Here is a 12,917-nt window from a genome sequence, read left to right on the forward strand (position 1 = left end):
CGGGGCTCGGCTTCCTCTTCTCCCTCTTGCGAGGCCTTTTTGACGACGCGGCAGGATTCACTTCATGTTGCGGCCTGGTCTGTTGCTCGCCCTATCTCCGACAGGTACTTTCGTCGATGCGCTTCTACGCACAGATTTCGCCGTACGCAGGCATCCTAGCTACACGGGGGCTTGGCCCCTCCCGTGACCGGACTTCCACCGGCTAGAGAATGCGTGCTTGGCTGGGCACGCAAAACCAAAAAAAGGCGTCCCGCGGGACGCCCGAAAATGTCGAACGACAGTTGCAACTTCCCCTAAAGCTCCAACAGCAGCATTTCCGTCCGCATGCCTTCCAGACGCTTCTTGCTTGCCTCGACGTCTTCCGTTCTTCCTTCTTGCAGCGCCTCATGGAGAACCGCCAGCTCGTAATCGATTTCAAGACGAAGGACGCCGGCCCGGTGTTCGGCCCGTTTCGACTTGAACGCCTGCACCATGTCTTCCACCGTAATTTGGGGGCGCTTCTGAAAAATGATCCGATGTTCCATGCCCGACACCTCCACGAGACGAATGATTTCACCAAACATGATGTTCTCGATGAGCACCTGGCGATCCCGAAACCGCTTGACGACCGCATGGCCGCGGGAATCGTTGATCAGCCGCTCCATCCACATTGCCAGCTTCTCGTCCCTGACGACATAGTCTCCGACCATCCGGTACCGGTTGCGCGACCGCTGGAACCTGAGTTTAAGCAAGCGGCGCCCGGTGCGGACGGAGATGAGGAAGTGCTGCTCGCTCTCGTTCCAGTACAAGGAGTACCCTTCCGAGATGAGCTCCCGAATAAAATTCTGCAGCTGCCTGCGATCGAAACGAAGCTCCAGGTTGCAATACTCCACTTCGCGGCTTCGATTCACGGCCATCCCCTCCTCCTGCTGATTGCGCACGGCTCGAGTTGTTGACCGAATGTTCTGAATATTTGTTCTTACTTCTATCTTATACTCCATCTTATGTTCTGGCAACTTGGTTTCTTGACTATTTTCCATTATCATGAGGGAAAGCTTTGCGAAATTCCGGATTGAGGTGGGCATCATGCAAGCGGTACAAGGCACGGGATTTCCCGGATTCGCCGACGAAGATTTCGAAGCCATGGGCGTTCCGGGCCTGGAAGGCCGGATGGAAGCGATCATCGGCAGCGTGCGACCGAAGCTTCATGCGTTGGGAGAGGCGCTCGTTCCGGTCGTCGCCGGCTTGACCGGGGACGCCGCGTTCCCGCACGTGGCGAGGCACGCTCGGCGCTCCGTCAATCCGCCGGACGACACGTGGGTCGCCTGGTCTCCGAGCGCCAAAGGATATAAAGCTTATCCGCATTATCAGGTAGGGCTGTGGTCCACGCACTTGTTCATTCAGTTCGCGATCATTTACGAATGCCCGAACAAGGCGGCTTTCGCCGAGCGGGCGCTGGGCGAGCTGGCATCCGTCCGCGGCGCGATTCCGCCTCATTACGTCTGGTCGAAAGACCATATGGTGCCGGCCGGCGAGCTGCACGGCGATTTGTCGGACGAGCAGTTGGCGGCGCTGTTCGCGCGGCTGGAGAGCGTCAAGGCGGCCGAACTGACGTGCGGCATTCATATCCGCCGGGGCGACCCGCTCCTCGCCGCCGGAGACGCGCTGCTTCGCACGGCGGAAGCGACGTTCGCAACGCTGCTGCCGTTGTACCGGATGGCGCAGGCTTGACGGGTTGATTTAGTCTCGAAACGCAATAACTCGGGCGGAGTTGCGGCCAATCGGGCGGAATTAGTCTCGGAACGCAATAACTCGTGCGGAGTTGCGGCCAATCGGGCGAAATTAGTCTCGAAAAGCAATAACTCGGACGGAGTTACGGCCAGATGGGCGGAGTTAGTCTCGAAACGCAGTAACTCGTGCGGATTTGCGGCCAGTCGGGCGGAATTAGTCTCGGAACGCAATAACTCAAATGGGATTGCCGCCGGATGGGCTGACTCACGTAACAAAAGCCTCCTGCCCGCCGAAAAATCGGCGGAGCGGGAGGCTTTTTCGCGGCCGCTTAGGCTGCGGCCGACTGGCCGGCCGCCGCGCGTTGGCGGCGGGACTTGCGGAAGAACAGCAGCTCGTAAATGCAAGGCACGATGACGAGCGTGAGCAGCGTGGCGACGACGAGACCGCCGATGACGACGATGGCAAGGCTCTGCGAGACGATGCTTCCGCTCTCGGATGTGCCGAACACGAGCGGCAGCATGGCGCAGACGGTCGCGACGGCGGTCATCAGAATCGGGCGCATCCGCGTGCCGGCCGCTTCGAGCAGCGCTTCGCGAATCGTCATCCGCTCCTCGTTCTGCTTCACGCGGTCGATCAGCACGATGGCGTTCGTGACGACGATGCCGATCAGCATGACCACCCCGAAAATCGCGGTGAAGTCCGGCGTTACCCCGGTGACGATCAAGCCGAGCACCGCGCCGATCGGTACGAATAGAATCGATGCGAGAATGGCGATCGGCGCCCGCAGCGTTTTGAACGTGACGACCATGATCAGGTACACGATACCGATGGAGACCATCATCATGACGAACAGGCTCGCGAAGTCGGCGGATTGATCGGCGGAAGCGCCGCCCACGTAAAGTTTGACGCCTTCCGGCGGCTTGACGTCGGCCATGGCCTTCGAGATTTTATCTCCGACGACGGACAGCTGGCTTGCGTCCACCGTCGCGGTAACGCGAATGTAGCTCTTGCCGTCCTTATGATAGAATTTCGTCGGCTTCTCTTCCTTCACCCACTGCGCGACGCTGGACACCGGCTTCGGACCGTTGTCGGTCATGACCGTGAGGCCGCTCAAGTCGCTCTCCGACTTCGGAGCGAGCACCGGCTGCACGGCGACATTCAGCGTACGCCCTTCCGACTGGATCGTGCCGATCGGCACCGGATTCAGCATGCCTTGCAATTGCGAGGCGATGTCCCCCGCCTTGGCTTCGGCCGGATTCACCTGGAGCGTATACACCGTCTTCTTCTCTTCCTGGTTCGTCTCGACCTTCAAGACGTCCTCGATCGGCTTGATCTTGGCTTCGACTTCTTCGGCCGTCTTCGTCAGCAGAGCGGGATCGTCCCCGGAGACGTCGACGTACACCTCGGTGCCGCCTCCGCCGCCGAACAGCGACCCGGCTCCGGCGTTCAGTTTAGCTCCCGGATAGTTCGACGATTGCGCCTTGACGGCGTCTACGATCTTGTCGGCGTCGGTTCCCTTCGTAAGCTGCATCGTATAAGACACGAGCGTCGGCGACTGCACGCTTCCGTACTGAGCCGCGTCGGCGCTGTTGCCCATGCTCATGCTGACCCAGTCCTGGCCATCCTGCTTAAGCAGGAAAGCCTCCAGCTTTTTGCCGTTCTCGAGCACTTCGTCCGTCGGCGTATCCGGCTTGTATTCGAGCGACACGTTCAAAGTCGTGGCGTCGGAGGAATCGATGGCGCCCTTCGGCAGGTTGAAGTATACGCCGATCGATCCGATCAGCAGGATGAACGCGGTCAGAATCGGAACCCACTTGTGACGCAGGTTCCAGTGGAGGAAGCCGGTAAACCGTTTGGACGGCTTATGCTCCTTGATCGTAGAGGTGCGAAGCACGCCGGAGCTGAGAAGCGGGATGACCGCCAGCGCGACGAGCAGCGAAGACAGCAGCGAGTACGTCACCGTCAGCGCGAACGGAAGCAGGAACGACTGCAGCGATCCGCGCAGAAGGCCCATCGGCAGAAAGACGGCTACCGTCGTCAGCGTCGAAGCGGTAATCGCCCGCGACACTTCCTTCGTGGCGTCGACGACGACCTGAACGGAGAACGATTCTTTCTGCAACCGGCGGAAAATGTTCTCGATGACGACGATGCTGTCGTCCACGAGCCGGCCGACCGCGACCGCGACGCCGCCGAGCGTCAGAATGTTCAAAGAGATGTTCGACAGATCGAGCAGGTACAAGGTCAGCCCAAGCGACAGCGGGATCGATACGATCGTAACCAGTGTCGCCCGGATGTTGCGCATGAACAGCAGAATGACGATCGTGGCGAACAGGGCGCCCATCAGCACTTCGCGCAGCATGCTGTTCACGGAGTGAACGACCTGATCGGACGTGCTCATCATCAGCTTCAGGTTCGCGTCCTTGTTCTCCTCGTTCAGCTTCTCGATCGTTTGCTTCACGTCTTTGCCTACGCTGACCGCGTTGGCGTTCGCCGCCTTGGAGACGACCAGCATGAGCGCGTCCTTGCCGTCGATCCGGCTGATGCTCTCCTTGTCGTCCAGCAGCTTGACGTCCGCCACGTCGCCCAGAGCGACTCCGTTCGCAACCGGAAGTTTTTTGAGCGTATCGAGATCCTGAAGGTTGGCCGTCACGTTCAGATTGACGACCGTGCCGTCCAGCGAGGTCTGCCCGACGGACGAGGAGGCGCTGCGGCCCTGCAGCACGCCGTAGAGAGCCTGCAGCGGGATGCCCTTGGCCGCCAGCTTCGCCGTGTCGGGATAGACGCCGACGCCGGGCAGCGATTTGCCGGACAGTTGAACCTGGCCCGCGCCGTCAATCGAGCGGAACGCGTCGACCGCGCGCTGCTCCAGCTGCTCCTGGCGCGCATCGCTTGTGCCGTCCGCAAACGTGAGCGAGACGAACGAGATCGGGATCATCGAGGTATCGAACTGAACCACGTAAGGAGGCGACATCCGCTCCGGAAGCTGCACCGCGCCGACCGCGCGCTCGACTTCCGCCTTCGCGTCCTTCATGTTCGTCTTCGAATCGAAGTTGAGGTTGATCTGGGAGAAGCCGTCTCCCGACGTCGAGAACGTGTTCGTCTTGCCTTTGACGCCCGCGACCGCCTGTTCCAGCGGATCGGTCGCCAGACTCTCCATCGTGGCGGCGTCGTACCCTTGGCCGATGACGCTGACCGTCACCTGCGGATTGTCCGCCTCGGGCAGAAATTCCATCGGAAGCTTCAAATAGCTGAAGATCCCGAGACCGAGCACCATCACCACCAGTATGCCGATGGCCGCTTTATTGCGGAATGCCCCTTGAATAAACCATTTCACCGTAACCGTTCCCCTTCCGCTCCCTGGTTTTCATCTGTCTTTTCATTCCTAATCATACCGGGGAGTCCGGACACGCAAAAACGGCTGCAGACCGGACTTGAACCTGGACTCAGGTCCAAGTGCGGCTCCGGCTGCAGTCGCTATTTATGGGGAAAATCGGGGCGTTACTGTCCCGTTCAGGCGAACGAGCCTTTTCTTCGATCGGAGAAGAGTCCGGCCAAATAAGCTTCCATTCGCGGCCGCAGCTCCTCCCGTCTCAGGCTCATGTCGACGATCGCTTGAATATAACCGAATTTGTCTCCGATATCGTGGCGCCTGCCCTCCATTTCCAAGGCATAGACGGGTTCGGTCTCGCACAGCCGCTGCAAGGCGTCGGTCAGCTGGAACTCGCCGCCCGCGCCTCGCCCGGTCCCGTGCAGGATCGGGAAAATCGACGGCGGCAGCACGTAGCGCCCGAGAATCGCCACGTTGGAAGGAGCGTCGGCCGGATCGGGCTTCTCGACCAGCGCGGTCGCCTCGCGCAGCCGGGCGCCGACCTTCTTCCCTGCGACGATGCCGTACTTGCCCGTCTCCTCGCGGGGCACCTGCCGGACGCCGACGACCGCCCGGCCGTATGTCTCGTATACTCGCAGCAGCTGCCGCAGCGCCGGAGGCTCGGACACCATGATGTCGTCGCCGAGCAGCACCGCGAACGGCTCGTCCCCGACGAACGGCTCCGCGCAGCGAATCGCGTGCCCGAGCCCGAGCGGCTCGCTCTGGCGGATGTAATGGATGGCGGCGAGACTCTCGACGCCGCGAATTTGCTCGAGCAGCTCCGCCTTGCCCCTCTCTTCCAGCGTCCGCTCCAGCTCGGCGGACTTGTCGAAATGGTCCTCGATCGCTTTTTTGTTCCGGCCAGTGATAATCAGGATGCTCTCGATGCCGGAAGCGACCGCTTCCTCGACGATATATTGGATCGCCGGCTTGTCGACGATCGGAAGCATCTCCTTCGGCAGCGCCTTCGTCGCGGGCAGGAATCGGGTTCCGAGGCCTGCGGCCGGAATGACGGCTTTGCGGATTTTGTTCATGGACTATCGCTCCCTTCCGGGTAATCGTTCGAATGCGCGCGGAACGCCCAACGGCTGCTTCCCGCGTAAGTGACGAGCAGGCCCGCCGCCGTTGCGGCCGCTTTGCCGGCCGGCACCGGCCAACCGAAGGAGCCGGTCAGCAGCGCCAGCAGCCCCGAAGTGAGGGCGAGCGCGAGCAGGTTCACCGCCGCGAACCGAGGCAGCGTACGGGAGGTACTGCCTTCGGAATCGCGAAACGTCCAGCGGCGGTTCATCAGGTAGCTGTTCAGCGTGCCGCAGGCGTAAGAGAGCGCCTGGGCCGCCGCGGAAGGCAGGCCGGCTTCCGTCAGCGCCGCGAAAACGGCGACGTCGACCGCCGTATTGACTCCGCCGACCGCGCAGAAGGTGAGAAATCGGCGGGAGAGGAGGCGCCTGGCTCCAGCCGGCAGGCTAGCCAATCCGGCCCGCCTTGAAATCTTGTTTGCGCATCCCGTAGCACGCTCTGACGATGTAGAGCGGACGCCCCCTCGCTTCGTCGAAGATCCGCGCGACATATTCCCCGACCAGGCCGAGCGCGATCAGCACGACTCCGGCGAGCAGCAGCTGCAGCGCGGCGAAATAGTGGAGCGCCGCGACGTCCGCGCCCGCGAGTCCGACGGCGGCGGCGACGATCCCGTACGCGAGCCCCGCTCCCGCCAGCGCGGATCCGCCGACGGACGCGAGCTTGATCGGCTTGGTCGAGAACGACGTCATGCCGTCGAGGAACAGCTTAAGCATCTTGCGCAGAGGGTATTTGGAGATGCCGCCGGCCCGCTCCTGCCGGGCGTAATCGACCGCCGTCTGGCTGAATCCGACCCAACTGACCAATCCCCGCACGTAGCGGTTCCTCTCGGGCATCCGCTTCAGCTCCTCGATCACCTTCCGGTCCAGCAGCCGGAAATCCCCCGTATCGACCGGAATCTCGATGTCCGTGGACGCCCGAAGCAAACGGTAGTACAGCTTCGCCGATTGCTTCTTGAACCAGGTCTCCCCCTGGCGGGACGTCCGCCGGGCATAAACGACCTCATAGCCTTGTCGCCACTTCGCGATCATGTCGGGGATCAGCTCGGGCGGGTCCTGCAAGTCGGCGTCGATGACGACGACAGCCGCTCCCTCCGCGTAATCCATACCTGCCGTAATCGCGATCTGATGGCCGAAGTTGCGGGAGAAATCGATCAGCTTCACCCGCGAATCCATCTCGGCGCAATATTGGAGTATGGCGCCCGTCCGGTCGCCGCTTCCGTCATTCACGAACAGAAGCTCGTACGGCTCTCCGATCCCTTCCATGACGGCCTTCAGCCTGCGGTAGGTCTGGGCGACGACCGCCTCTTCGTTGTAGACGGGCACGACGACCGAATAGCGGACCCTGTCTGGCATGGCCTCATCCCTCCTTTAAAGGCAAATCGACTTCATACAGCGTTCCGCGTCCGCCCCTCATGCCGCCCCATCGGCCGGCGTCCGCGGAAGACGAATCGGCGGCTCCGTAATCCGAGCCCGGAATTTCCTTGCCGTTGTCGCGAATCCACTGCTGCACGTCCGAGCTGCCGCCGCGGCCGAATCCGGACGAGAGCAAGAAATACTTCACTTCCCCGTTCTCCACGAGCTGCTTCAGCTTGTCGACGGTCAGAATCGGATCGCTGCCCGAAAATCCGCCCATCGCCATCACCGCGTCGCCGGTGTGAATGATATAGGATTCCGCGGTCTCGACGGTGGTCGTGGCGAACAGGAACTTCTCGCCCGTGTTATTCGCCTTCAAATAGTCGTACAGGCCTTCGTCGATCGAGCTGACCGAGTTGCCTCCCGGTCCGCCTCCGCCTCCGCCGAAGCCGCCGCCCCCGCCGAAGCCGGGGCCGTCGTTGGTCGCAGGTCCCGCCTCCGGCAGCATGCTGTTGCCGCCGTAGACGATCGGCGAAGCCGCCCAATACAGCGGGGCCAGCAGCAGGACGCCAAGCGCCCCGGTCGCGACATAGCGGGACATCGGCTTCGTCCAGAGGCGGGTGAGCAGCGCGACGGTCAGGGCCGCACCGACGGCGCCGACGGCAATCGGCCAACCGATGCCGATCGTATCCCGATACGGGTAAAGGACGTAAACCTCGAAAGCCGTCGTCGCGGCCAGGCCGGCCGGAAGCAGCCAACGCCGCCAATTTGTCCGATCCCGATAGAAGCCCCACAGCTCCGCCCAGCCGGCTCCGGTTAACGCGGCGATCGGCGGCCCGAGCATAATCAAGTAATATGGATGGAAAAAGCCGGCGACGCTGAAGAATGCCATGACGGGGAGCAGCCAGGCCAGCCAGAACACCGTCTCCTTCATCTTCGCCGTAAACTTCCTTCGGCGGATGCCGGCGAGCAGCCCGACGCTCGCGAAAGCGACGAACGGCAGCAGCCAGCTGGCCTGCCCGGACAGCTCGGACTGGAACAAGCGCAGCGGGCCTTTCGTTCCGGTGTTGAACATGCCTCCGCCCATCCCGCCGAAGCCGCCGGGTCCGCCAAAACCGCCCTGGAAGCGTCCATCGTCCCCGGAGCCGCTCGGAAAACCGCCAAATCGGCCGCCGTCCTGCGCATTGCCGCCCGGCATGTTGCCCCCGCCTGCGTATCCTTGCGCGTTGCCGCCGGGGGGAACGCCTCCGTCCGCTGAATTTTGCCCGTTGCCGTCCGGCACGGCGCCCCCGTCCGGGGAACCGTCGTCTTGGGCGCCGGAAATTCCCGCTTGCCCGCCGTCCCGCGCGTTCCGACGGCCGTCATCCTGCCCCGGGAAACCCGGGAACGAACCGCCGCCCGGCATGTCGCCGCCGAACAGGCTGCCCCCTCCGCCGCCCATATTCCGGTCCCCGGTCAGCCGCGACAGCCCGTTATAGCCCAGGGCCAGCTCCAGCACGGAGTTCGTCTGGCTGCTGCCGATGTACGGCCGCTCGTCCTGGGGCACGCTGTCCACATAGACGGCCCAGGAGAACGAGACGACGACGAGCACGGCCGTCGCGCCCGTCAGGACGGCCAGCTTCCGGCGCCATTTCGCGCGGAACGCGATCAGATAGAACAGGTAGAACGCCGGCAGCACCATGTACGCTTGCATCATCTTCTCGTTAAAGCCGAGGCCTACGACTCCGAATGCGCCGAGCGCCCAGCCCCACTTGCCCGTTCGGACCGCCTTGAACAGCAGCCACGCGGCGGCCAGCAGCGTGAACACGAGCAGGCTGTCCACGTTGTTCGTCCGGCTCACTGCCGCCGCGACCGGCGTGCAGGCTGCCGCGAGCGCGGACAGCCTCGCCGCCGTTTTCCCGAACGACCGCTTAACCATCGCGTAGACGAGCAGCACCGAGCCGACGCCGGCCAGCGCCTGCGGCAGGATGACGCTCCAGCCGTGCAGGCCGAAGATCTTCGCGCTAAGCGTCTGCACCCAGAACGTGAGCGGCGGCTTGTCGACGGTGACGAATCCTCCCGGATCGAGCGAAGCGTAAAAAAAGTTATGAAAGCTCTGCAGCATGCTGCGGACGGCGGCGGTGTAATAAGCGTTCACGTATTCGTCGTCCCAGATGCCGTACATATTAAGTGCGGCCGCGATGAACGCGGCGGCGACCAGAATCCTATCCAGCTTCAACGGTCTCATCCTGCGGTTGTCTTCCTTCATCGATGTCCCTCATTCCTGTGCTGGTATAGCGTTTGCTTCCTACACAGGATAGGTAACGAATCTTAATGGAAGGTGAAAGAAGAATGAAGGGAGGGTAAAGTTGTAGGATGCAAAGAAAAAGCCCGCCGCCCCCATTGTTGGGGCGGCGGGCCGTTAGATCAAGCTGGGGGACGAACAGAAGGCTGTCGGCCGGAACGATGTTCGGCCTCAGCCGTTCGCGCGCGCCAGCTCGCGATCCGCGCTGCGGAAGCGGGCGAGCAAGCCGAGCGCAGCCAGCGACAAGGCGCCGGAGACGACAAAGGGCAGGTATTCCTGCCAGCCGAGCAGCGCCGTGCCGAGGACGGGGCCGACGATCCGGCCCAAGCTGTCCATCGACGAGCTGAGGCCGGAAGCGACGCCCTGCTCGACCGTCGTCTTCTGCGTAATGAGCGACGTGACGCACGGGCGGATGAGCGAATTCCCGATGCCGAAGACGCACAGGTAGACGGTCGCCATGCCCCAGCTGTTCGCGGTCAGCAGCAGGAAGAAGCCGATCGCAGAGATGACGAGCCCTGCCGCGATATACGGCGTCTCCTGGCCCTTCTTCACCCGGCGGCGCACGACGCCGCCCTGGACGAGCGCGCCGGCCAGACCGCAGAAGAAGAACATGAGGCCGACCTGCTGCGGCGTCACGTCGAAGCGGCGCATGCCGAACAGCTGCATCGTCGATTCGAGAATGGCGAGCGAGAACGTGACGAAGAAGGCGAGCACGTACAAGTTTTTGAGCGGACCCTCGAAAGCGGTCCAGCGCGACGCTCTCGGCCGCGAGGCGTTCTCGGCGCGGCGTTCGGGCGTCAGCGATTCCTTGAGCGTGACAGCGGCCGCGGCGAAGGTGACGAGCGCAAGGCCGGCGGCGGCGTAAAACGGCGCGGCCAGCGAGACCCGGCTCAGCTCGCCGCCGACGAACGGGCCGAAGGTGAAGCCGAGCCCGATGCTCATGCCGACGACCGCCATCCCTCTGGTGCGCTCGTCCTTCGTCGTGATGTCCGCCACGTAGGCGACGATGCACGAGGTGACCGCGCCGGAGAACAGGCCGCCGAGCAGGCGGGAGATATACATGAGCGTCAGGCTGTCCATCGCCAGGGCGAACAGCAGGAAGCTCAGGCAGAAGCCGAGCACGCCGGTCATGATGACCGGCCGCCGGCCGATCCGGCCCGACAGGCCGCCCCACAGCGGGGAGACCAGGAAGGATACGAGCGAATACAGCGTCAACATAAGGCCGGTGTGCAGGTTGGCCCGCTCCGGGTCCAAATCCGTCACCGCCTGCGGCAGTACGGGGATAATGATGCCGAATCCGATAAAAGTCGTCACGAGCATGAGCGCGACGACAGCCAGCTTGCTGCGCACGGGCGATAGTCCCTCCGGTCCGAGTAGGCTTTTCATCCTTTTCCTACCATATGGTAGCACAGCCGTCCCCCCGTTCCAAATGGCGCTTCCGTGACGTTTTGGTGACAACCCCAAACGGGTTGCAATCCCCCCCATTTTTGCTATACTCATGCTTGTTCCGTCCACTTGCAAATAACCCCGCAAAGCGGGGCTAAGCTTCAAAGTTCGCTCAGGTACTTTGCGGGTGCCCGGAGCTTATAGATTCTTTTTTGATATGAAAGGCAGGCGCTATCATTGGATCATTCCCGCACCCCCCTGTTCGACGCCCTCCGGCGCCATGCGGAGCAGAACCCGGTTCAGTTCCATATTCCCGGCCACAAGAAAGGCGCCGGCATGGATCCGGAGTTCCGCGACTATGTCGGGCAAAACGTGCTTGACATCGACCTCATCAATATCGCTCCGCTGGACGACTTGCACCAGCCGGTCGGCGTGATCCTGGAAGCCCAGCGGCTGGCGGCCGACGCGTTCGGCGCCGACGCCACTTTCTTCTCGGTACAGGGAACGAGCAGCGCCATCATGGCGATGATTCTGTCGGTGTGCGGGCAAGGCGATAAGATCATCGTGCCGCGCAACGTTCATAAATCGATTCTGACCGCGATTATTTTCTCCGGGGCCCGCCCGGTGTTCCTGTCGCCGGTGCGCGACCGCAATCTCGGCATCGACCACGGCGTGACGACCCGTTCGGTGCGCCGGGCGCTGGAACGGCATCCCGACGCGGCGGCGGTGCTCGTCATCAACCCGACCTATTTCGGCGTTTGCGCCAACCTGAAGGAGATCGTCGATCTCGCGCACGAATACGACGTGCCGGTGCTCGTCGACGAAGCGCACGGCGCGCTCATCCACTTCTCGGACAAGCTGCCGCTGTCGGCCATGCAGGCCGGCGCCGACATGGCCGCAACCAGCATGCACAAGCTGGGCGGCTCGATGACCCAGAGCTCCGTCCTCAACGTGAAGGCCGGACGGATCAACATTCAGCGGGCGCAGACGATCTTCAGCATGCTCACGACGACGTCGACGTCGTATCCGCTGTTGGCTTCGCTCGATACGGCCCGCCGCCAGCTCGCCCTGCGCGGCCGGGAGCTGGCCGACCGGACGGTGGCGCTGGCGCAGCGGGCGCGGGAAGCGATCAACCGGATCGAGGGCCTATATTGCTTCGGGGAAGATCTGCTGGGCGACGAGGCCACGTTCGACTACGACCCGACGAAGCTGACGATTCACGTGCGGCACCTGGGCATTACCGGCTACGACGCAGAGAACTGGCTGCGCGAGCGCTATCGGCTGGAAGTCGAGCTGAGCGACATGTACAACATTCTGTGCCTGATGACCCCCGGCGACGACGAAAGCTCCGTTACGGTGCTCGTCGAAGCGCTGACCCGGATGGCGGACGAATTCCTTCATACGCGCGAAGTGAAGGAGATGGTCGTCATCGTCCCGGAGATTCCGCATCTGTCGCTGTCTCCGCGCGATGCCTTCTACGGCGAGACGGAGTCGGTGCCGCTGACCGAGTCGGCCGGGCGCATCATCGCCGAGTTCATCTACGTCTACCCGCCCGGCATTCCGATTCTTCTTCCCGGCGAGATCATCTCGCAGGAGAACATCGACTACATCGTCGAGCATCTGGAAGTGGGCCTTCCGGTCAAAGGGCCGGAAGACCGCAGCGTCCGCGAGATCAAAGTGATCGTCGAGGAGACCGCCATCTTCTGATGCGAAAAGGCAAAGCCCCCGGCACCGGAGCGTA

At 62.7% G+C, this 12,917-nt stretch carries 9 protein-coding genes; 2 read left to right on the forward strand and 7 right to left on the reverse strand.

The window, feature by feature from the left end; genetic code table 11:
- Positions 1 to 293 precede the first annotated feature (293 nt).
- On the reverse strand, positions 294 to 890 hold the full coding sequence (locus H7C18_RS01290; protein ID WP_185127209.1) for a hypothetical protein: 597 nt from the start codon (positions 888 to 890) through the stop codon (positions 294 to 296).
- A gap of 175 nt (positions 891 to 1,065) precedes the next feature.
- Between H7C18_RS01290 and H7C18_RS01295 the strand changes: the two genes are divergently transcribed.
- Entirely contained in the window at positions 1,066 to 1,710 is a 645-nt protein-coding gene (locus H7C18_RS01295; protein ID WP_185127210.1) for a YktB family protein, read from the forward strand.
- Positions 1,711 to 2,038: 328 nt separating this feature from the next.
- Here H7C18_RS01295 and H7C18_RS01300 read toward each other — a convergent pair whose 3' ends face one another.
- From H7C18_RS01300 to H7C18_RS01325, 6 genes are all read right to left on the reverse strand, one after another.
- Positions 2,039 to 5,044 (reverse strand): efflux RND transporter permease subunit, encoded by a 3,006-nt coding sequence (locus H7C18_RS01300; RefSeq protein ID WP_185127211.1) that lies wholly within the window; start codon positions 5,042 to 5,044, stop codon positions 2,039 to 2,041.
- Positions 5,045 to 5,220: 176 nt separating this feature from the next.
- A complete protein-coding gene (gene galU, locus H7C18_RS01305; RefSeq protein WP_185127212.1) occupies positions 5,221 to 6,111 on the reverse strand; it encodes a UTP--glucose-1-phosphate uridylyltransferase GalU in 891 nt (296 codons plus the stop codon).
- Positions 6,108 to 6,548, reverse strand: a complete 441-nt coding sequence (locus H7C18_RS01310; RefSeq protein ID WP_185127213.1) for a GtrA family protein — start codon at positions 6,546 to 6,548, stop codon at positions 6,108 to 6,110. Before H7C18_RS01310 ends, galU begins: the two co-directional genes overlap by 4 nt.
- The gene (locus H7C18_RS01315) at positions 6,541 to 7,506 is read right to left on the reverse strand and encodes a glycosyltransferase family 2 protein (protein WP_185127214.1); all 966 of its coding nucleotides are present in this window, start codon (positions 7,504 to 7,506) and stop codon (positions 6,541 to 6,543) included. The genes H7C18_RS01310 and H7C18_RS01315 overlap by 8 nt, the downstream gene beginning before the upstream one ends.
- Before the next feature lie 4 nt (positions 7,507 to 7,510).
- Positions 7,511 to 9,733, reverse strand: coding sequence for a glycosyltransferase family 39 protein (locus H7C18_RS01320; protein WP_185127215.1), 2,223 nt, complete (start codon positions 9,731 to 9,733; stop codon positions 7,511 to 7,513).
- A gap of 228 nt (positions 9,734 to 9,961) precedes the next feature.
- Positions 9,962 to 11,140, reverse strand: a complete 1,179-nt coding sequence (locus H7C18_RS01325) for an MFS transporter (protein ID WP_185127216.1) — start codon at positions 11,138 to 11,140, stop codon at positions 9,962 to 9,964.
- 273 nt (positions 11,141 to 11,413) lie between these two features.
- Between H7C18_RS01325 and H7C18_RS01330 the strand changes: the two genes are divergently transcribed.
- Positions 11,414 to 12,883 (forward strand): aminotransferase class I/II-fold pyridoxal phosphate-dependent enzyme, encoded by a 1,470-nt coding sequence (locus H7C18_RS01330; RefSeq protein ID WP_185127217.1) that lies wholly within the window; start codon positions 11,414 to 11,416, stop codon positions 12,881 to 12,883.
- Positions 12,884 to 12,917: the final 34 nt, after the last annotated feature.

Source organism: Cohnella zeiphila, from assembly GCF_014212055.1.
GTDB lineage: Bacteria > Bacillota > Bacilli > Paenibacillales > Paenibacillaceae > Cohnella > Cohnella zeiphila.

Coding starts and splice junctions, on each gene's coding strand:
- H7C18_RS01320 (WP_185127215.1), bottom strand. CDS start 9,733: ATGAGACCGTTGAAGCTGGATAGGATTCTGGTCGCCGCCGCGTTCATC.
- H7C18_RS01295 (WP_185127210.1), top strand. CDS start 1,066: ATGCAAGCGGTACAAGGCACGGGATTTCCCGGATTCGCCGACGAAGAT.
- H7C18_RS01315 (WP_185127214.1), bottom strand. CDS start 7,506: ATGCCAGACAGGGTCCGCTATTCGGTCGTCGTGCCCGTCTACAACGAA.
- galU (WP_185127212.1), bottom strand. CDS start 6,111: ATGAACAAAATCCGCAAAGCCGTCATTCCGGCCGCAGGCCTCGGAACC.